Source organism: Pseudoalteromonas sp. 10-33, assembly GCF_001469195.1.
In the GTDB taxonomy this organism is placed as follows: domain Bacteria; phylum Pseudomonadota; class Gammaproteobacteria; order Enterobacterales; family Alteromonadaceae; genus Pseudoalteromonas.
The window spans coordinates 36,291-57,721 of record NZ_LOFI01000003.1; the positions used below are offsets into that span (position 1 = coordinate 36,291).

A 21,431-nucleotide genomic window follows, 5' to 3' on the forward strand; every position below is an offset into this window, starting at 1 on the left:
TTAATGAAACTCGCATTATTTTTAATGGCAACACTTGCCAGTACCAGCACGTTAGCGCAGCAATGTAATATTGATAGCGCACATTTAAAAGCAGACTACACAATTACCAATACCCATAAAAATAAGCAAAGCAGCCAGTTACTTACACTTTGGCGCAATAACAAGCAAGTAGCACACCAGAGCGACGTAACAACTGAACTTTGGCAGCATTTAGCCAATAAACAAATTCGCCCAATTCGGTATTTTAATGCCCAACAACGCGGTATTGAGTATCAGCCATCTGAAGTGCGTGGTATACAAAATTGGAGTGCTAAAAATCAGCTGGTGGATGAGCATTTAATCGAAAAAATGACCCTTTTAAATACCCAAGGCACAGGCTGCGATGAAGTAAAAAACTACGCACTTACACAAGGCGACAACCAATTTAAGCTCGCTTTATTTACCAAGTCGAATTTAGTTAAAAGCTTTAGCGTAACCAATAATAAAAGCCACACTCACACTGAGCTTAACCTAAATGATGTAAGCAGCAATAAAGCAGAAATAACCGCACAGTTTGCCAAGTGGGATCGATTTCAAACCACTGACTACGCCGATATTGGCGATAATGAAAGCGATCCATTTTTAGCTAAAATGATTAATCTTGGTTTTATAGAGCACGGCGCCACCGGTTTTTATAACCAGCAAGGTGAAGCGATTCAAGGCGGGCACCACCACTAGGTTTTAGCTGGACTTTAGCGACAAAGGCTCCGTCATATGGCGTAAAACGAGCTTGCTGTATTTAGATTAAATTTAATTTACTTTAAATCAGCAAGCTATAGTGGGCGACTAACCGCCCTGTAAAATAAAGTGCATTTAAAATACTCCTGCCCAAATAAGGCCTCGAATAATCACCTCTTCATATAAATAAGCAGTCACTTACAGCCAAATATTTTTAGTTGGCAATAACTTACGCTATTTGATACTAATAGAAGTCCACTCAATAGGGACGTTTTGTGAAGGTATGAAAATGCCCTTTAATAAAGCGGTTAGCAGCAAATCAAGAATGGAGTTGAAATGTCTGTATTTGAATTATTCTCAAAAAGGCAGAAAAAGATTAGAGGTGAGGTTCCTGATGTATATCAATATGAAGAGTTACCTGATAATTTTCGCGTACAAGTAATTCATATTATTAAAGATACTATTGGTATTGAGTATACCTGTAGTCAATATACAGATTGGGTTTATAAAGAAATTCATAAGGTACTGTGTAAAGAATATGGAGTTTTTTCGCTTAAAGGTAATAAAACGTCACATTTTGAATCTATTTTTGAGTTTTTTCTTGAAGAAAAAGATTTCGAAAAATGCTTAGACATAATTGAGCTTAGCTTTAGTGAAATCGATACTTATGTGAGGAAAAATAAGTTTCGTTTTGTCGGTGTATGCCAAACCCCTGATGATGCAATCGACGAGTTAAACTCAAGGTTTAAAGAGTCGGGAATAGGCTATCAATTTCTATCTGGTGAACTAGTTCGTATTGATTCACAATACCTTCATTCAGAAGCGGTTAAACCAGTATTAAAGCTTTTAGGATCTAATAAGTGCTACATTGGCTCAAATGATGAATTTTTATCTGCACACGAACATTATAGACACAAGAGATATAAAGAGTGTTTAAATGATTGTTTAAAGTCATTTGAGAGCCTAATGAAAGCGATTCATGATAAGCATTCGTGGGAATACAAACAAAATGACACTGCGAAAAAACTTATAAATAGTTGCCTTACTAACAATCTTGTACCTGAGTATTTACAAAATCAATTCTCATCAGTAAGGATTTTATTAGAGAGCGGTATACCTACTGTAAGAAATAAAGAAGGTGGTCATGGCCAAGGTTCAAATATTACTAATGTGCCAGAATATTTAGCAAGTTATACGTTACATTTAACCGCTACTAATTTACTGTTTTTGGTAAACTGTGAAGAAAACTATCGCTCACAAGCACTTTAAAAATAAAGAAACATTTATCTTTTACTTTTTAGTCAGCAATTTTTTTCTTATTTATGCTTATAACTTAGGTTAGCAGCATAAATATAATTAACTAATGCTACTCAATATGAGTATCATCAGGCTTTTTAGGCCTACCGGCGAGTTCTGTTAGGCCGTCTTCACAGTCGCCGTGTTCACAGGTATTTAAATCGCTTTGTGCTTGCCTGTCTTGTTGCAGTACTTGTTTTAAATCTTCCATACGTTGGCGCACAGCTACGCCGTAGCTTGCATCGTCGCCCCACAGTTCAGCAAGTTGCACAACCGCAGCGCGATCGTGTTCTCTAAACAGCTTACCAGCACGCTCGGCGTCTTGTTTTTTGTTACCAAGTAGCTCGAGTGCTTCTACGGCTAAGTTAATAGCTGAGTCGACGGTTTCGCGGTTAAACGCATCTACTTTTAAATTAAGTAATTTGTATGCGTGGCGACGGTCTATTGCGCGGGCAACAATTTTTAATTGTGGGTAGTTTTTGTGGGCAAGCTCAATTATTTCAATGGTTTTGTCTGGATCATCAATGGCAACAACCAGCATTTGTGCTGTGTGCGCGCCTGCGGCTTCAAGGAGTTCTTGGCGGGCGGCGTCACCATAAAATATGGTATTACCAAAGCGGCGTAGTAATTCTATTTGGCTAGGGCTGTGATCGAGTACTGTTATTTCGTAGCCCTGGGTGTGTAATAAACGCCCCATAATTTGTCCAAAACGTCCGTAGCCTGCAATAATAACGTGCTTGGCTGTGCTAATTTGCTCTGGCTTGTCGAACTCTGGCGCATTGGTATGGCTGCGTTTTTCGAGTTGTTCGTACACCATTAACAATAGCGGAGCCACTAACATTGATACAGCAACAACAAGGGTCACTAAGCCTGTTTGTGCTGGCGTTAAAATAGCCAGTGTTGTGGTTACGCTTAACAATACAAAAGCAAATTCTCCGCCTTGTGCAAGGGCTAATGCAAACAGTAATCGCTGTTTTTTACTAATATTAAAGGTAATGGCAAGGGCATATAAAATACAGGCTTTTACCACAATAAGTAACGCAACAAGTGCGATAACAGTTGAAAACTCATTGGCTAATAGCTCAAAGTTAATAGAGGCGCCTACGGTTATAAAAAACAACCCCAAAAGTAGCCCTTTAAAAGGTTCTATATCGGCTTCGAGCTCGTGTCTAAATTCACTTTCGGCAAGGACTACCCCCGCTAAAAATGTACCTAATGCAGGTGAAAGCCCAATACTTTGCATAACAAGGGCAATAGCCACCACTAAAAATAGCGCAAAAATAGTGAATATTTCACGCATGTGAGTTTTAGCTATGTACCTAAATAACGGGGCCGATACGTATTTACCACCGGCAATAATGGCAGCAATCACACCTATCGATACAGCAACTTGTTGCCACACAGGCCAGTTGGCAATGATAGAATGGCTTATTTCTTTAGAGCTACTTGGTGGCGCAAAGGCGAGCAATGGCAGCAGCGCCAAAATTGGAATAATGGCAATGTCTTGAAATAATAACACCGAGAATGCATTTTGGCCGGCTTCGCGCTTTAGCCAGCCTTTTTCTTCAAGGCTTTGTAGCACAATAGCGGTTGACGACAACGCAAGCATTAAACCTATTGCGAGGGCTGTTTGCCACTGCATGGCAAAAAACCAATAGCAAAAAGCAAAAATAACGGCGGCAGTTAGCACTACTTGTAAGCCGCCAAGTCCTAATATTGAATGGCGAAGCTTCCATAAGCGAGAGGGTTGTAGTTCAAGGCCAACTAAAAATAGCATCATTACTACGCCAAACTCAGCGAAATGCATTACATCGGTTTGATCGCCCACTACCCCTAATGCAAAGGGGCCAATGAGTATGCCGGCAATTAAGTAACCCAGTACCGAACCAAGACCTACTCGCTTGGCAATAGGCACCGCCACAATAGCCGCAGCTAAGTATATTAACGCTATTTCTAACACATGCTTACCTTATTAAAGTTTAGATAATTAGCATGGCTTAGGTACGTATAAAATACAACGGCTTATGTGGCGCAATGTTATATTTATTTTGTGCGTTTTAAAAACGCGCACACAAGGCTAAATACTACATATGCTTATGATGGCCGAACTTGGATCGTCAGACGCTGAATAAAAAATAGTAATAGGCGAATTAAGTGTGTTCTCAACGTTGCTTTCGGTTACCGTTACCTCAAATTTAGCCGTTGCGGGTAGGTCTATAAGCAGCTCGCTATCTAGGTAGGTGCTTCCTGATTTTTGCAAAACGAGAGCCTGGGTTTGGTTAAATTGATATTCAAAACGCGCAGAGGCTAGCAGTGTTTCGGTCATGTTAAAGTTTAAGTTAATAGTATCTGGCCCGGTAAACTCAGGACATACAAATACGCTCACTTCCACGCTTTGAAATACGGGTAAACTGTTTTGTTCTAGGTCTATCGTAAAGTTATTTTGGGTAATTGCGACAGAGTTATAGGTAGCATTAGCAAGGCGCGGATCGGTGCTGGTTATAGTAATGTTTTCACCTTCAGCTAAGTTAAGTGTTTCGTTAAACTGACCTGCGCTATTTGTAGTGTACAACACATCGTTAATTGTGAGTTTGGCATTACTAATGGCGGTTTGTTGCACGTTGGTAATTTGCCCTTTTATGTTGCCCGTTATTTGCGATGAGTCAGTGGCTGTAACTGTAAATTGAATGCTAGTTTGGTAGTTGTCGGCATCAGTTACCGTGAGAGTTAAGATATAGTTACCCGTTAGATCGGGTGTTAATTCGGTTATGCTTTGATTTGTACTACTTAAATTAGCAGATGACCCTGTTGGTGTAGACAGCTCCCATTCATAGCTAAGCGCGCTGCCCTCTGGATCATAGCTTTGGCTTGCATCAAAGCTAACGGAGCTACCAACGGTGCTGTAGCGAGCTTGATCGCCGGTATATATAATAACGGGTTGGGCATTTTGCGTAACATTAATAGTAAGCGTTTGCGTGTCTGAAAACTGCTCACCATCATTGGTTTTAAGTGAAACAACAACTTGCCCTTCTGCTGGCGCGCTAAGCGTAGGGGCTGAGCTACTTGTACTGCTTAATACAGCTTGATTTGACGACGAAATTATTTCCCAATGGTAACTTAAAACGGCGCCTTCAGGGTCGTAACTGGCCGAGGCATCTAAGATAGCTTGCTCGTCAACACTAATTGAAGGTTTATAACTTACTAAGGTAACTGGTTTTTTATTATCCTTTGCATGTAGCACCGAGGTTGCTTGTGATGAGCTGAGGTCTCCGTCAGATACAACTAGAGTAACAACGTAATCGCCTTCAACATCAGCAGTAAGCGAAGGAGTAGGCGATGTATTTTGCTGTAATTGCGCAGTGCTGTTTTCAGGCTTTGCTTGCAGTTGCCAATTATAAGTTAGCGGATCGTTATCGGGGTCGCTACATTGTTGGCATTGCAAGGTGGTTAATGTATTTAAGGTTATGTCTGTCTGCTCAGCAAGAACGGCAATAGGCGCTTTGTTTTCGGTGGCAACGGTTAGAGTTACTTGTGCGGTATCACTAAGGTTACCTTCATCGGTTACGCTTAGGGAGATTGTGTACTCACCCAATTCATTCGATGCAAAGCCTGCATTTTTGGCAATTGCATCAGATAAACTTGGGTCGCTGTTCTCAGGCTTAGATGTTATTGCCCACTGATAACTTAGCGTGTCGTTTGCATCTGGATCAGTACTTTGCCCACCATTTAATGTTACGAGTTGATTGGGTGAAAGTGTACTGTTTTGAACCGAAATCACGGCACTTGGCGCAGAATTTACAGTAAGCTGCTCACTTTTTATAAGCACGTTACTGCTCGCAGTATCGCCAACTGAGTTAGTAATAGTTAATTTAACGCTGTATTCGCCTACTTTATCAGCAATAAATTGGCTGTTAACACGGGTGCTGTTTTCAAGCTGTGCGGTGCTTGCTGTCGGTGTGTTGGTAAATTGCCATTGGTAGCTATTAATTACCGCATTAGTAGCGGTGCTTTGTGCTGCTGTTAATTTAACTACATCACCTTGTTTTACGGTTTGTGTGCTGCCTGCGTTTGCAATGAGCTGTGCGTTTGAGGTAACGGTAATTTTTTTGCTTACTACAGAGCTTGAAATTTTGCCGTCGCTTACTACAAGTTCTAACGTGTAGTCTTGCGGTTGCGATACCGAAAACTCAACAGTGCGTTGGTTGTTGGTATTAAGCGATATGTTTTGTTGATTATCTGTGCTACTGAGTTGCCACTGGTATGTGAGTGTATCGCCGTCAGGATCACTACTATTTTCTGCACTAAAAATAATGGGTGTATTGATTTTATATTCTGATTGTTCAGTACTTATAACAGCCACAGGTTGCGCATTTGTGCTGACAGGAGGAGTGACTTGCTTAGTGTCAGAACTGCCTGAGCCACAAGCAGCCAATGTAAACAAAGTGGGTAATATAATTAAAAGTGTCCGTTTCATATTAATATCCTTATAAAGTTGATATTAATATGTACCCAAAATGGATATAAAGCAAAAAAGAAAAACAAACTTTTGTAGTTACTGTTAGCCGCTATGTAGTTATTTTGGTTTTAGTTGCTGATTTAGTTAAATAAACGCATTTACTATGTGTCAAAAAATTAATCAAAAATCCGCTTAAGTGACCGTATTACTGTTATGGTATCGTTTATATAACGGGCCGTACTTTTATTACAGGAATAACCTTTTCTTTATGATTTCACTAAATAATGTGTTTTTTACACGCCAAGATGGTGGCTTGAAACGACAAATAATTAATGATTTATCGTTAACTATATCGCCTGCGGCGCACATTGCCTTACTCGGTGATAGTGGCTCGGGTAAAACAACATTATTAAATTTATTAGCCGGTTTACTGTCTCCAGATGCTGGAACTATTACGGTTAATGAGCAAAAAATTAGTGAATTGAGTGCCAGTGAGCTTGCACTTTATAGGCGTAAAATAGGGATTATTTTTCAGCATTACCAATTACTCAGCCCGTTAAATGTAAAAGACAACATGTGCTTTCAAGCAAGGCTTAATGGGTTATCGCCGAGCGACGATGAAGTAAATACAATGGCTAAAAAGCTAGGTTTAGAAAATAAGCTAACAGCGATGCCTGAACAGCTATCGGGTGGTGAGCAGCAACGAGTAGGAATAGGCCGTGCGCTATTAAATAAGCCCAAGCTACTATTGGCTGATGAACCTACGGGCAACCTTGATGCCGCTCGCTCACTCGATATCGTTACGCTATTAAAAAGCTTGTGTGAAGAAGAGCAAATAATACTAATTATGGTCACTCATAGTCAGCAATTGGCTAATCAATTTACTACGCAACTATTTTTAAAAGATGGCCAAATTAATGGCTGAACTAAAACTTATTTTAATAACGTACATACAGTTTTATCGCCGCCATGTAGGGCTGTTATTACTGTTTTTTATTGGTTTTAGTTTAGGTGCGGCGTTACTTACTGCAATACAAGGTTTAAACCTTGAGGCCGGTAAGCGCTATCAACAAACCACAGCACTAATTGCAAACCCTGTGACGCATTTTATACGCCCTGTATTAGGTGAAAACAGGTTGCCCAACAGTATGTGGTCGCGCATTAGGGCCGCTGGTTTTACGCAGGTTCAACCCGTTTTAGAAGGTGTAATTGAAACCGATAAGCAGCAAAAGCTCGCACTTAGAGGTGTCAATTTATTGCAGTGGCTTACACAAAATACCGACAGCTCAGCATCAACAACCAACAATCGTTATTCTGGGTTTGAACAGCTACTAAATACTGTTTATATCGATCCTAAATTAATGCAGCGGCTAAATTTAAAAAACAGCCGTATTAATATAAAAATGGGCGATGCCAACCGCACTTTAACGGTAAGTGAACTGCAAGGTTTAGGCATGACCATGCTGGTGGACATTAGCCTTGCTGATAAATTACTGCGCGCAAATGGGGTGATCAGTTACTTTGAAGTAAGTGGTTTAAATAGTAAACAAGCAGCTAAGTTAAACGCGTTGCTAGGCGAGCAAGCACGCCTTGAAGCTGCGCAAGAACAAGCTTTTGATGCGCTATCGGAGGCGTTTTTCTTTAATTTACAAGCGCTGGCATTCTTGGGTTATGTGGTAGGTGCGTTTTTAAGCTTTAACGCAATTAAGCTGGCGTACAATGCGCGCGCTCACTTACAGCAACAAATGTGGGTGCTGGGTTGTCAAAGGTCGGCGTTAATTAAGGCGTTGGTTATTGAATTAACGGTGCTTAGTTTTTTTGCTGCGTTATTAGGTGCGATATTAGGCGCGGTACTAGCAAACGCCTTAGTTATGGATGTATCGGCGACTCTTAGAGGGCTTTACCAACTAGATAGAAGCTTTGTAGTAAACCTTGATAGCAGCATGGTTGCTAGCGGCTTTATACTTAATGTTGTTGTTTTATTAGGGTTTTTAGCCAGCCAGTCGGCTCGATTAAGTGCTTTTTTTGCGCGTATTAAATGGCCAATGTTTGCGTTAGCTATTTTTGCAGCCAGCTACTTAGCGTTAACGGCAAATACCAAAATAAGCGCCTTATTGCTGTGTGTTTGTGTGCTACTCCTCTTTTTTGTTATTACGCCACCGGTAGTTAAAGCCGTTTTTAAACTGCCATGGCCAACACAAAACCCGATTATTCAGTGGTTAAAAGCCGACAGCATAGTGCAATTACCTGCATTATTAAGCTCAGTACTCGCTATTTTAATGGCGATGGGTGCCGCTGTAGGCATGCAAATTATGGTTGGCAGTTTTAGCGACACCTTAGATACACACCTTGAAAAACGCCTAAGCGCCGATTTGTACGTAAGGCCAGATCAAAACATTCAAGCGATAGGGGCTAAGTTGCGTGAACTCCCAGAGGTCGAAAAAGTAGGCGTATATTGGTCAGCTAACAGTGAGCTTAAAACACCTAAAAATACGATAGCTGTTGATGTTATGGCATTTGGTGCAACGGCCAGCTACAACCAACACCTTACTTTGTTAAACAATAAAGCACCTACATCTACAGTATTTGAAAAGAACAAAAACGGGGTTGTGGGTTGCTTAGTGAACGAACCCGCCTTGCTGCAGTATTCGCTTAAAGTAGGTGATGTAATAACCCTAAAACAGCATATTAATACACTAACGTGCCAAGTACGCGCTGCCTATTTTGATTACGGCGAGCAAGGGTTAAATGTAGTAGTCACTACAACAGCATTATTGGATAGTAGCTTAAGTTACACCGAGTATGGTTTATCGCTTTGGTTAAAGCCCAATACTGACGTTGACGCTATGGCCGAATATATTCAAAAGCAGCACCAATTAGATAGCCAACAAGTCATTGCTAATCAGCAGTTTAAACGCTTTGCAAAACAGTTATTTGGTAAAACTTTTTATGTTACTCAGGCGCTTAATATATTTATTATGCTAATTGCATTATTTGGCATGTGGGTCAGCTTTTTAACTTTAGGGCGCGGGCAATTACAGCCTATGGCGGTATTACAAACGCTGGGTGTGACTCAACTGCAATTATTGGGTGCAAAAGTATTGCAAGCCGCACTTATTATTTTAACCACCTTGCTACTGGCTATACCTTTGGGACTTTGCCTTGGGTGGGTATTATTAACTTACGTCATGCCAATTGCCTTTGGTTGGACCATGGCCATGACCGTTAATTGGCTACAGTTAGGTGGCTTTACGGTGCTTATGTTTATGTTAGCTTTATTTGTGAGCGCGTTACCGCTAATAAAATTAACGCGAAGCGCTGTTGCCGATAATGTTGCCAAGCTATAGGACTTACATGAATAGACTAAAAGCAGCCGTTTCCTTTATTTTTGTTATCGTACTAAGCGCGTGCCAGCCCGATGCAGAGCAAGTAAACCAAAATAAACAAATGCATAGCGGGTTTGCACAACAATTTGGTGAACCTGTAAATAAAAACCAAGGGCTGAGTTTTCCACGCGATCATGGGGCGCATCATCAACAGGGAATTGAGTGGTGGTACGTAACTGCTAATTTAAAAGCAGATAATGGCGACACATTTGGTGTGCAATGGACTTTATTTAGGCTCTCGGTTGATGAGCAAAGCACACAAACAGAACCATCACCTTGGTGGAATGGGCAGCTTTACTTTGCTCACTTTGCAATACAAACCGATACCCAGCATCAGGCGTTCGAGAAATATGGCCGCTCGGGGCAAGTAAATATAACAGCACAGCCATTTGAAGCTCGCCTAGATGATTGGCAGCTAGCAAGTAAAAAGGCAACATTTTTACCGCTTAGCTTAAAGGCGCAGCAGGAAAATTACAGTGCAAACCTAGTTCTGGCTAATAGCCCGCTTGTAAAACATGGCGAGCAAGGTTATAGCCAAAAAACTCACCAAGGGCATGCATCTTACTATTATAGCTATCCGTTTTTACACGCTAAAGGCGACATCACATTTGCGGGTAAAACTTTTAAAGTAACTGGAGATGCTTGGTTAGACAGAGAGTGGTCTTCGGCGCTAATCGATCCTACCCAAAATGGTTGGGACTGGTTTAGCATTCAGGCTGATGATAAAAAACAGGGGGGCTTAATGGCATTTTGTATTCGTAATGGTCAACAAAGTTATGATTACTGCAGTGCATCGCACATTACACAAAGTGGAATTGTGCGCGCTATTGCAAATGACGACGTGACTTTACAGGTATTAAAAACATCTGAGCTTACAGCCCAAACAACGCCCAGTAGTAAAACCTATCCAGTTAAGTGGCAGCTCAAGGTTAAAGGGTTTGAGCCAATTATAATTGAAGCGCGTAACCCCGATTCACGAAATCAATTGAGCATTCCCTACTGGGAGGGGCGAATTAAAACCCAAGGCGGTTTTAAAGGTAAAGGTTATGCAGAGTTAGTTGGTTATTAGCGGGCAATAAAATGGCTTTCAAAAAGAAATGCACTTAAGCCAAGGCTAAGTGCATTTTATTATTCACAGTTCAGGTTATTTAAACCTGAGGTTGATATACTCGCGTTTATTGGTCGAATTTTACAGGGCCGTTAATATTATCAATACTTACATCGCCCGAGCCCGCTTCTGTAATTGTTAACCCTTTAGCATGATTAACGCGAATACTACCCGAACCATCTTCAATGGTAACGCTTGCATCAACATGTTCAATGGTTAAGTCGCCCGAGTTATCTTCAACGTCTACAGCGCCATTAATATGTTGTATTGTTATGCTGCCCGAGCCGTCTTCAACGGTTAATGTACCACGTACATTGCTTACACTCATATCGCCTGAGCCATCATCAATATTTGCATTGCCATTCACGTTATTAATAGTAATGCTGCCCGAACCATCGTTAAGATCTAGGTTACCAGTGATGCTTTGAAGAGAAATATCGCCCGAGCCGTCGTCTATGTTTAGGTTTTTAGCACCATTGATAGATAAGCTGCCAGAGCCATCTTTTACATCAATATTATTTTTCATGGCGTTAATAGTGATGTCGCCCGAGCCGTCATCAATATCTAGCATAAGGTTGTTAGGTACGGTGACCACTAAATCAATACTTGGCGATTGACCGCTGTAAAAGCTAACTCCATTATTGCTTTTGTTTTGTGCAACAAGCTTTGCTTTAGTGCCACTTTGATCAAGGGTCAGTTCGTATTCATCGTCTATGTCGGCTGTATAAATAGTGGCGTCAACACTAATACTGGTTGCTGTTGATGAGCCTGTTATTTTAAGTGAACCTGCGCCGCTTAGTACGTCTAGGTATTCAAGGTTATTGCTAGGTAATGTAAGTTGTTGTGTTTGTTTTACCGATGCAACGCTTGGCGAAATATGAAACACGCAGCCACTTAATAATAAAATACCGCTAATTAGCGAAAGTGGTTTAGCAATGGTAGATACAGTTGATGAGCTCATGGTTAGTCCTTTTAATGTGACATTATTAGTTAATATAACAAGACTAGAGCAAAAATGGGGCCTAAATTTAAGTGTTTGTTTTATAATAAATTTTGTTTTTTGCTAAAAATTAAAATACTAATTAGTGGTTAAAATTACTAACTATTAATAAAAAGGATGCTAAATGCATCCTTTTTACATTTGAGTTTTTAGCTGTTGTATTAATGTGCTCTGAAGTAGCTTATTTGCTGCTTAATTTTTTCAGCTAATGCCATTAGTTCACTTGCCGAAGTTACAGTGCTTTGCGTGCGAGACTCACCCTCTTTAGCAAGTTGGCTAATGGCGTGCAAGTTTTGAGTGATTTCTTCAGCAACGGTGCTTTGTTGATCTGTTGCCTCGGCAATATTATTTGACGAGCGAGTTAAATCACCAATACTTTGAGTGATTAAGTTAAGTTGCTCTCCTGTTTTTTCGCCCTCTTCAGCTGATTTAATACCCAACTGACGACTTTGTTCCATTTGTTTAGTTGTGGCGGTAACTTGTATTTGTAGTTGTTCAATTGTTTGGCTAATTTCTAAAATTGATTTTTGTGTGCGCTGCGCTAATGTTCTAACTTCATCGGCTACAACTGCAAACCCTCTGCCTTGTTCGCCAGCTCTTGCCGCTTCTATTGCTGCATTAAGTGCTAGTAAGTTAGTTTGCTCAGCAATTCCATTAATTACTTCGGTTACTTTGCTTATTTCGTTACTTGCGGTGTTTACTTTTTCAACAGAGTTATGGCTATCGTTTAGTTGTTGGCTTAGTTGCAGTAAGTCATTCACAACTTGAGTTAATTGTGTACGACCTAGTTGAGCTTCGGTATCGACTTGTTGAGTTCGTTGAGCGCCTTCGTTTGCGTTACTAGCTACATCTTTAATGGATACCGACATTTCTTCGATGGCGGTGGCTATTTGATCTGTTTGCCCCATCATTGCATGTGCTTCTTTGCCGTTAGTGAGTGCATTTTTCTTGGAGATGCTCGCTTGGTTTTCAAGCTCAACTACAGAGTCTTGTAAGGCGAGTATTAGTTTTTTAAGTTCAACCGACATGCCACTTACGCTCACGGTGATTTGGTCTATTTCATTTTCGCTATTTGTGTTGGTATTCACAAAATGTTGCGACAAATCACCTTTACCTAATGCATTCACACTACGTGTTAACTGTCTTAATGGTTTAAGTGTTTTTACTAGCACCCAAAAAAGTAAAATTGAGATAGCAAGGATCCCCCCAATAGACGTTATGCTGTTAACTACCATTAGTTTAATGCTTTCTTCTGTGAGTTCGCTTTCTTTTACCCGACCAAGTAAGGTCCAATCCCACCCTGGTACCGATCTACTGTAAGCAAACATCTGGGTGCCATTTTCACTATTGTATTTTAACGACTGACCTTTTTTAATTGCTTCTAGATTAAGTCCATCAAGTGTTTTGGAGTCCACTTTTGAGTCAACTTCGGCCTCTTTACCTGCTATAACTACATCATTTGTATTTCTAAAAACAAATAAGTTACCGCTTTCTTCAATGACTATTTTATTAACAGACTCTCTGAGCGATGCCAGTGCTTCGTTTATATTAAAACCTATGTATAAAATACCAATTACTTGGTTTTGTTTATTTTTAATTGGTTGGTAAACAGTCATATACTCGTTGCCGAATAATTTAGCATAACCTTCATAGCTTTGACCGTTTATTAAAGGTTGATAGCCTGGGTGGTTTTTTCCAAGGTATGTGCCAATAGCGCGTTGTCCATCGCTCTTTTTTAAAGAGGTAGTAATACGAAAAAAATCATCCCCATCTCGCATAAATACTGTGGCGTTACCTCCGGTTAATTTAGCGTAATTTTCAACAATATCGATATTGTTATTAACCTGCTCACCATCATGTAAAAGAATAGGAACCATAGTATCTACGACCATTACTTTTTGATCGCTTTTTTTAAATTCGCCAGGATACATACCTTTAAATACAGTTGCATTGCGTTTTGCTATTGCAAGTAGGCTGTCATATTGGAGTTCTAAAAGATCTGAAATAGCCGTTATTTTAGACTTAATCGCAGTTTCACTTTTTTCAGAAAGTGTATTAGCAGAGATTAAATAGGTAGATAGCCCCGCTAAACTAAAAATACATAACGTTAAAGCGAATGCTAGGGCACCAATTTGTTTTGATATTGACCAGTTTTTATAGCTCATACTTCACTCCAAAGAAAGGCGGTATTTATGCGTACTTAGTTTAATTATAGGCATTGTAAGTTTTTTTGTTTGATGACTTACTAGTAACTAACTTTACCTGATAATCAATTTATCATACGAAAAAATAAATTTAATGATATTAGAAAGTTAGCAATTTGTGTTGAGGGTGTTAACTCTGAGTTTGTTTGATTATAGCTAGGATAGATTTTTTATTGCTATTTTTTAAATATAAAAAATCCGATATGGCATGCCATATCGGATTTTTATTTAACCCATTAGATTTAAATTAAAAGCTGTAAGTAATGTTACCGTATAAAAAGCGGCCATCTAAACTGTATGGTGCGTACGGTGTGTATGGGAATATTTGGCTAAAGGTAGAGTAACCAATGTTATCCACGGTGGCTTGCGGGTATTGGTCAAATAAGTTGTTGGCACCGAGTGCAAATTTCCATTCATCATTAGGGCGATACGCAACTTCTAAATCGGTTATCCATTTAGCATCTAGGTATTCATCGCGATCGGCGGTAGTAGAAATATCGGCAACTTCACCATAACGTGTTGCACGCAACGTTGTTTGCCATTCGTTAAAGTTCCACACTGCCGACAGGTTTAACTTGTTATCGGGTGTGCCTTGCTCAAAACGACCCACTTCACGGCGTGCAAATACAACATAGTCGTCACCTAATGAGTTTAATTGCTCAGGATTATCGTCAACGTGTGTTACTTCGGTGTCGTTAAAGTTAGCTGCTGCGTTTAAGCGCACGTCGCCAAAGTTATCTAACTGTAGTAGGTAAGTTGCAACAATGTCTACGCCTTGTGTGCGCGAGTCGATGGCGTTGGTAAAGTAACGTACGCTTTCGGTATTTAACTCACCAGCATCCGCTAAAATTTGTTGTACTGCGGCACCACTTAAGTTTTCCGAGAGCACAATACGGTCATCAATATCAATACGGTAGGCATCAACCGTTAAGCTAAAGTTACCTTGGGTGTATACAAAACCAGCTGTTAAATTAACTGAGTCTTCAGCGTCTAACTGTTTTGCGCCAAGGGCTTGTGCTGCTGGTGCATCTGTTGGAAATAGGCCCACTTCAAACGCTTGGTTGTTCTCAAGTACTGTAGAAATTTGACGGTACGAACTCTGTGCAAGCGATGGCGCACGGAAACCTGTGCTAATTGCCCCACGTAGCGATAGGTTTTCGTTAACGCTGTAACGTGTTGCAAGCTTTGAGGTAAACGTGTTGCCAAAGTCACTGTAATCTTCGTAGCGGCTTGCTAAAACCATGTTCCAGTTTTCGGTTAGGTAGGTGTCAAACTCAACAAATAGCGCAACGTTATGGCGGCTTTCATCAGTAACGCTTTCTGGGCCAAAACCCGAAAGCACTTGTGCACCACCGGCTGCAATTGGGTTGCCATTGCTATCAAGGGCAGTAATGTATGAGGCTTCTTCACCTTGTTCTATTTTATAGCTTTCGTGGCGGTATTCAGCACCTAGAGTAAAAAATACGTCGTCAGGTAACCCTAAATCAAGGGTTGTGCTGGCATCACCATTGACTATAAATTGGTCATAAACTAATGCGCCGTTATCAAATTCGGTGGGGCTGGTGGCGCCCAGAGACGTATTTAAGCTATTTACAACACCTATTGCAAAGTCGTTTCGGCCGTAGTTGGTACTTACATCCCATGTCCAGTCACCCGTTTCACCTTCTAAGCCTAGGGCTAATGAGTAGTCTTCAACATCGGTTTCAATTTGCGGTAAAAAGCCATCTGGGTAAAGTGCTAATACGTTACGGCTGTCTTGTGAACGGCGGTAAAAACCACCTGAATTACCTTCTCGTTTTGAGTAGCTACCAAAAGAATACAGGTTTAGGCTGTTATCTAGCTCGTAACCCATATTGTAAAATAAAGCGTAATCTTCAAGGTCTGCTTTACCAAAACGATGGTTGTAACGGTCAATAGTAAATTCGCGCGGGTCTAGGCTGCCATCGTCAAGGCGGCTGTATTGTTCACGAGGGTCAAAACCAGAACGTTGTGTTGGGCTGTTATCGCGGTATTCAATCGATATATTTACAAAACCGTTATCTGATAATGCAAACCCAGAGTTAGCGCTAATAGTGCGCGTAGCACCATCGCTAATTTCGCGGTCATCACCTAGGTTAAATGCAAGATCGCCGTTTGCATCTGCGTAGCTGCTTTCTAAGTTAGGTGCGCCTGCCATTTGTGTGTCGTATTCACCATAGGTTACGCTTACACTGCCGCCTTCAGAGGCGTCTTTTAACACAATATTAATCACCCCGGCAATGGCATCTGAGCCGTATTGCGCTGCGGCACCATCGCGTAGTACTTCTACGCGCTTGATGGCTGATGTAGGGATCATGTTTAAATCTACCGCGGTAGAGCCCCTGCCTACAACACCTGCTAAGTTTAAAAGCGCACCAGAGTGACGACGTTTACCATTGATAAGCACTAAAGTGTGATCGGGCGCTAAGCCGCGCAGTACAGCAGGTTTTGCGTGATCTGTTCCATCACCTAAAGTGGCGCTTGGAAAGTTAAAGCTGGGTACTTGGTTAGCAAGAACCTGGCTGATTTCAAGTTGACCTGTGCTTGCCATGTCGCTGCTAGTGATAATATCTACTGGCACTGAGCTTTCAGCAATACTTCGCAAACTACGGCGAGTCCCTGTTACTGAGATTACTTCTATATTCTCTTGTGCTTGGGTATCTTGTTCTGCCGCATTAGCTGTAACGAAAGAGCTGCTAAGTGCAGAGGTTACGGCCAAGCTAAGTGCTAATTTATTAGCTGATAAACGCTTAAAAGTCATGAATGTTCCCTAAGAACGTCGTTGTTTTGGTGAGTTTGAAAAAGGAGCGAATCATATAGAAGCGCTCAACTACGTGCAAAGATAAAAACCATCTATGTTATTCACGTTTTTAATAAGTAAGGCCACTGTTTACGTACGTTATAGACGATTAGATCGTTACTGTTATAATCTTGTAGCGAATGGTGACGAAATCAATAAAAGTAAAAGAGAGATTGCAAAAAAAGTGATAGGCAGAAAAAAGCCAAGTTAAAAACTTGGCTTAAAAATACGTTTAAATAAGTGCCTAAATAATTACTCAGGGGCTACTTCAAGCGTTGTAAATAAAGCATAACGACCCGAATCTACGCCTTTTTCCTTCACATCAACTTCGGTTGCGGTTTCTATTAAATAAACACCAGGTGCGTTCCATGTTGTTGTAAAAAAGCCGTTTTTATCGGTGGTTACTTTTACTTCGCCACGTTCGTTACGGTAGCGAGTATCGCCTCTTAAAATATTAACTTCAATGCCTTCGCCTGCTGGTTTTCCGTCTTGTAGTAACTGAAAACGTGCTTGCTCACCAACAAATAAGTCATTTGGGTGTGTCGGGCCGCTTAGCTCTAAGCCTAAACCTAACAGTGCTGGCTTAGATGTACCGTTGCGGCTTACAAAGGTATCTACTGTTGAAATAACTTTAGTGGTGCGCACGCCTTGAGCGTTGCTAGGTAATTTAGCATCTGTTTTTTTACCAAATACACGTTTGCGTTTACCTTCTTCGTCTTTATAGAAGGTCATGTACATTGGCTTTTGTGTCATTGCAATGTGGTAGGTGCCTTGCTCAGTTAAGCTTATTGCTGCTGAACTTTTACGTTTTAAGTAATAAGCACGAATAGTGTCGCTAACAGGTTCACCGTTTGGCATAAGTGCCATTAGTAATGTGTCGTCCCATTGGGCGTCTTTTACTTTTGGTTTAAAGGCTTTGTCGGGTGCAAACATTTCGTTAGAAATGCTGGCATCAATCATTACATAATGCGCTTTATCGCCAGAAAGTGAGGTGTGTGATGGCAATAACCAACGGCCATGTGCGCTGGCTGAAGTAGATACCAGCGCTGATAAACTAAGTGCGCCAATTAATGCTGTTTTTAATAAATTAATTTTCATTTTTCTTTCCTTTAAATTCGAATTATAAATAGCTACTACTTAGCGTTTACGGTAACAAAACTGGTTGAAAACTCTTTTTTCCCATCGATGGTAATTTTACCTGGGTTTGTTAAATCGAGTTCAAGGCGTTGGTAATCACGGCCGCCTTCTTCACGAACTACTTCAATATTTAACAGGTATTTACCCGGCGCTACGGCATTGCCGTCTAAATCTTTACCTTGCCAGTCAATTGTATAAGTACCAGGTCGCTTAGTTGCGCCACTTATGCCGTCAAAGTTAATGTCGGTTTTGCCTGCTTTACGCCACCATTGGCGTAAGTCTTTAAACCATTCTGCTTTTTGAACCCATAGTGCAAGCGTTGTTACGTGTTTGCGCTCTGGTGTTTCTAGCCATACGGCAACGTACGGTCGGTGGTAAGGTTGTACGTCAAGATCGGGTAGGGTGAGTTCAATTTCTAGCTGTGGCGCTTGTGCCTGAGCCGTTGTTTGAAATAACGCGGCAACTATTAATAATGCTGCGCTAACTACAGTACTTACTTTTAACATTAAGACACTCCTTTAATTTGAGGTACCCAGCACAAGTAAATAACCATAGGCGTGGCGATGCCTAAAACGGTTATCCATATACCTGCTAAGCGTTTTTTTCTGTTTTGAAATAAAATAATCATGCCGGTGATGGCAAAAATAATCATCAACACCGCTGAAATATCAATTACCCAGCTCCACACTGCACCGCTATGTCGGCCTTTATGCAAATCGCTTATTAGGCTTAAAAACCCACCTGTTTGGTACTCGAGGTTTAGCTCGCCAGTTGTAAAGTCAAGCTCAGCGTAAGCAAAACCCGCCGGAAGGGGGTAGTCGAGCATGACCAGTGCATCTTCTTTTTCCCACTCAATACTTTTCACTTTAGTAAGTGCGTACTGCGTTGCTAAATAGGCTTCTATTTCTGGGTAAAGCGTAGGTAATGTATTTAGCTGCGAGTTTGCCTTTGTTACAAGCTCAGCTGGAATAGTTGCAGTTACTTGCCCATTGCTTTTATCGTTTTTAAGCCAGTCAACATGGTTAAGTACAATGCCACTAACGCAAAATAGAATAAGTAAAAAAAACAAAGCGGTAGAAATATAAATATGTAGGGCACGGCTTGTACTATACAAAGCTCGCTTATTAATAAACGGCATAAATAATTTAATGTGATGAAATTTATTACATGATAATGATTTGCATTACTTATTACAAATTTACTTACGTAACTTTACATTATTATTTTAAATAACCTGAACCCTGGTTAAGAGACTTACTAAAATATTGAATAATAGTGGTACTTAAATTTGTTTTTTCTAGCCAGAGATTTTCAATGAAAACAAGGAAAATTTACGCGTCTATAGCTGGCCTATTGCAAGTATATTCAACGTAGTTAGCCCTGAAAATAGCGGCTAGAGACAGGTTTATTATCCCGAGTTCAGGTCAAAGAAGTTTTTTGACCTAGTTCATGCGTTTAAACGAGGTTTAATGCTTAGGAGGGTGTGAGGGTCTTAAAATAAGGTAAATCATGACTGTAATTTCTATTGCTGCTACAAGGTATACAACCCAAATAGGCGCTGTAGAGTGCAGTAAAAATATAAATCCAATAAGCATACCGATAGCGGCATAGCACTTCGCTTTGGTTGGTACCACTTTGTGAGCCTGCCATTGTTGCAGGGTTATGCCATAACGAGGGTGGTTAAGTAACCAGTGTGCAAGCGCGGGGGACGATCGAGTAAAGCAGGTTAGCGCCAAAATAAAAAATATAGTGGTAGGCATGACTGGTAGCATAATTCCCACAATGCCTAGCGCCACTAAGGTTAAGCCTAGCATTTTTAACCCTACGTTTTTATAACAGATAAGTGACGATTTTATATTCATTGACGACTCTATAGTGAGTGGCGACTAATTTAAAGTGTAGGCAAATTTTACATGTATTATAAAACTAAAACGCTATTTCAATAAAAAAGGACATACCCAGTATGTCCTTTTTTGTAGACTTGGTTATTAAAAATAATAACCAATGTTTATATTAAAGCGTCTTTCTGTTTCGCTACTGTCACCGGCAATCGATCCACCAACGAAAGGTTGGTTTTTGGCGTGCACTAAATCAAAGTAAGTAAACAAGCCCCCAGCCGCTACCGAAACACCCGTCACGTTCATCCACGTATCTGCGCTGTTGTCAGATTTATCGTAAATAACACCGTAATCGTTATAAAATTGTAGGTCTGTTACCGGGCCCCATTCTACTGGCATGCTGTAAGCGATGTTTGCATTGGTCATGGTTGCTTCTGCGGCAATGCTGTCGTAAAACGAGTAAGCACCTACGGCCATACGATCAATATTATCTATGTCGTAGTTGTATTCACCATGTTGTAGCTGAAAGTTCCATGCATCAATATTGCTATTTAGGTGCATAGCCCATGCATAATAGTCGCCTGCGCGGTCATTGCCATCATGCAACCCGCCAGATAACGCAGAAAAACCTAACTCGGTTGTGCCGCCGTCGTGTTCAAAATGGTAACCGTAACGACCCGAGAACGTGTTGTATTCGCCTATTTGCGTTGCAGGCTCTGCGTAAATACCATCTTCGGCGGCTCTTACGCCAACTACATCGTATGAATAGCGATCGCTGCGGTTGTCAACGTAGCCATCTACGCCACCAAGCTCATCGTTTTTGAAAAAGCCAAGATCTAATTGCCAGTTATCTGCAATTTTACGTTTAAACATAATGCCTAAATCGTGATCATCTTCTAAACCGATGTAGTAGGTGGTGTTAAAAAACCAGTTGTGTGAATTATAAGGCCAGTTACCAAAAGGTACTTTGGTAATACCTGCTTGTACTTGCCAATCGTCTGCAAAGTCGTACGCTGCATAAGCATATTTTACTGCGGTCATGTAATCAAAAAAGCGAATTTCTGCGTTAAGAATAACGTCACCTACATCACCAGAAAAATTAAGTCTGAAAACGTCAAAATCAAAGTCGCCGCCACGATCTTCGTTATCGTCATCATACGATGCATAACTAAAGTTAGTACGAATAGCACCGCCTACCTTTATACCGCTGCTTTTTTCTTTCGGCGCTTCTGCCACCACAACGTTTTGGTCAGCTTTTTTCTCGATAAGTGCAACTTGCTCTTGGTGTTGTTCGTTGATTTTTTGCTGATTAGATTTTTCTTCAACTAGTTTTTGTTCAAGCAGCTTCATTTGCTGCTGTAGTTGTTTTAATTGACTTTGAAGCGTATCGATATCGGTGGCGTAAGAAGTACTCGAAACACTACCTAAAATAAATGCGAGCGATAACTTTGAGAGTTTGGTCATATTAGCT

General features: G+C 40.7%; 15 protein-coding genes. 5 read left to right on the forward strand and 10 right to left on the reverse strand.

Features of this window, described 5'->3' with window-relative positions:
* Positions 1-3 precede the first annotated feature (3 nt).
* Positions 4-717: a hypothetical protein gene (locus ATS76_RS04280; protein ID WP_058551188.1), complete on the forward strand. Its 714-nt coding sequence runs from the start codon at positions 4-6 to the stop codon at positions 715-717.
* A gap of 336 nt (positions 718-1,053) precedes the next feature.
* A complete protein-coding gene (locus ATS76_RS04285) occupies positions 1,054-1,986 on the forward strand; it encodes an STM4504/CBY_0614 family protein (protein WP_058551189.1) in 933 nt (310 codons plus the stop codon).
* A gap of 97 nt (positions 1,987-2,083) precedes the next feature.
* Here ATS76_RS04285 and ATS76_RS04290 read toward each other — a convergent pair whose 3' ends face one another.
* Entirely contained in the window at positions 2,084-3,973 is a 1,890-nt protein-coding gene (locus tag ATS76_RS04290) for a monovalent cation:proton antiporter-2 (CPA2) family protein (protein ID WP_058551190.1), read from the reverse strand.
* Between the two features lie 117 nt (positions 3,974-4,090).
* Positions 4,091-6,487, reverse strand: a complete 2,397-nt coding sequence (locus ATS76_RS04295) for a PKD domain-containing protein (RefSeq protein ID WP_058551191.1) — start codon at positions 6,485-6,487, stop codon at positions 4,091-4,093.
* A 250-nt stretch (positions 6,488-6,737) separates the two neighbouring features.
* Between ATS76_RS04295 and ATS76_RS04300 the strand changes: the two genes are divergently transcribed.
* The 3 genes from ATS76_RS04300 to ATS76_RS04310 are packed head-to-tail and all read left to right on the forward strand — an operon-like array spanning position 6,738 to position 10,924.
* Positions 6,738-7,394: an ABC transporter ATP-binding protein gene (locus tag ATS76_RS04300; RefSeq protein ID WP_058551192.1), complete on the forward strand. Its 657-nt coding sequence runs from the start codon at positions 6,738-6,740 to the stop codon at positions 7,392-7,394.
* The gene (locus tag ATS76_RS04305; RefSeq protein ID WP_058551258.1) at positions 7,387-9,816 is read left to right on the forward strand and encodes an FtsX-like permease family protein; all 2,430 of its coding nucleotides are present in this window, start codon (positions 7,387-7,389) and stop codon (positions 9,814-9,816) included. The genes ATS76_RS04300 and ATS76_RS04305 overlap by 8 nt, the downstream gene beginning before the upstream one ends.
* Before the next feature lie 7 nt (positions 9,817-9,823).
* The gene (locus ATS76_RS04310) at positions 9,824-10,924 is read left to right on the forward strand and encodes a lipocalin-like domain-containing protein (RefSeq protein ID WP_058551193.1); all 1,101 of its coding nucleotides are present in this window, start codon (positions 9,824-9,826) and stop codon (positions 10,922-10,924) included.
* A 106-nt stretch (positions 10,925-11,030) separates the two neighbouring features.
* On the opposite strand, the gene ATS76_RS04315 is transcribed toward ATS76_RS04310, so the two are convergent.
* From ATS76_RS04315 to ATS76_RS04350, 8 genes are all read right to left on the reverse strand, one after another.
* Positions 11,031-11,924: a DUF4097 family beta strand repeat protein gene (locus ATS76_RS04315; RefSeq protein WP_058551194.1), complete on the reverse strand. Its 894-nt coding sequence runs from the start codon at positions 11,922-11,924 to the stop codon at positions 11,031-11,033.
* A 200-nt stretch (positions 11,925-12,124) separates the two neighbouring features.
* Entirely contained in the window at positions 12,125-14,128 is a 2,004-nt protein-coding gene (locus ATS76_RS04320; protein ID WP_058551195.1) for a methyl-accepting chemotaxis protein, read from the reverse strand.
* A 286-nt stretch (positions 14,129-14,414) separates the two neighbouring features.
* The gene (locus ATS76_RS04325; protein WP_058551196.1) at positions 14,415-16,946 is read right to left on the reverse strand and encodes a TonB-dependent receptor plug domain-containing protein; all 2,532 of its coding nucleotides are present in this window, start codon (positions 16,944-16,946) and stop codon (positions 14,415-14,417) included.
* A 291-nt stretch (positions 16,947-17,237) separates the two neighbouring features.
* Positions 17,238-18,083 carry a DUF4198 domain-containing protein gene (locus ATS76_RS04330; protein WP_058551197.1) on the reverse strand — a complete coding sequence of 282 codons (846 nt, stop codon included), beginning with the start codon at positions 18,081-18,083 and terminating at the stop codon, positions 17,238-17,240.
* A gap of 35 nt (positions 18,084-18,118) precedes the next feature.
* Positions 18,119-18,628 (reverse strand): DUF2271 domain-containing protein, encoded by a 510-nt coding sequence (locus tag ATS76_RS04335; RefSeq protein ID WP_058551198.1) that lies wholly within the window; start codon positions 18,626-18,628, stop codon positions 18,119-18,121.
* The gene (locus ATS76_RS04340) at positions 18,628-19,260 is read right to left on the reverse strand and encodes a PepSY-associated TM helix domain-containing protein (protein ID WP_058551199.1); all 633 of its coding nucleotides are present in this window, start codon (positions 19,258-19,260) and stop codon (positions 18,628-18,630) included. The genes ATS76_RS04335 and ATS76_RS04340 overlap by 1 nt, the downstream gene beginning before the upstream one ends.
* Before the next feature lie 328 nt (positions 19,261-19,588).
* The gene (locus ATS76_RS04345; RefSeq protein ID WP_058551200.1) at positions 19,589-19,984 is read right to left on the reverse strand and encodes a YbaN family protein; all 396 of its coding nucleotides are present in this window, start codon (positions 19,982-19,984) and stop codon (positions 19,589-19,591) included.
* Between the two features lie 126 nt (positions 19,985-20,110).
* On the reverse strand, positions 20,111-21,424 hold the full coding sequence (locus ATS76_RS04350; RefSeq protein WP_058551201.1) for a porin: 1,314 nt from the start codon (positions 21,422-21,424) through the stop codon (positions 20,111-20,113).
* Positions 21,425-21,431: the final 7 nt, after the last annotated feature.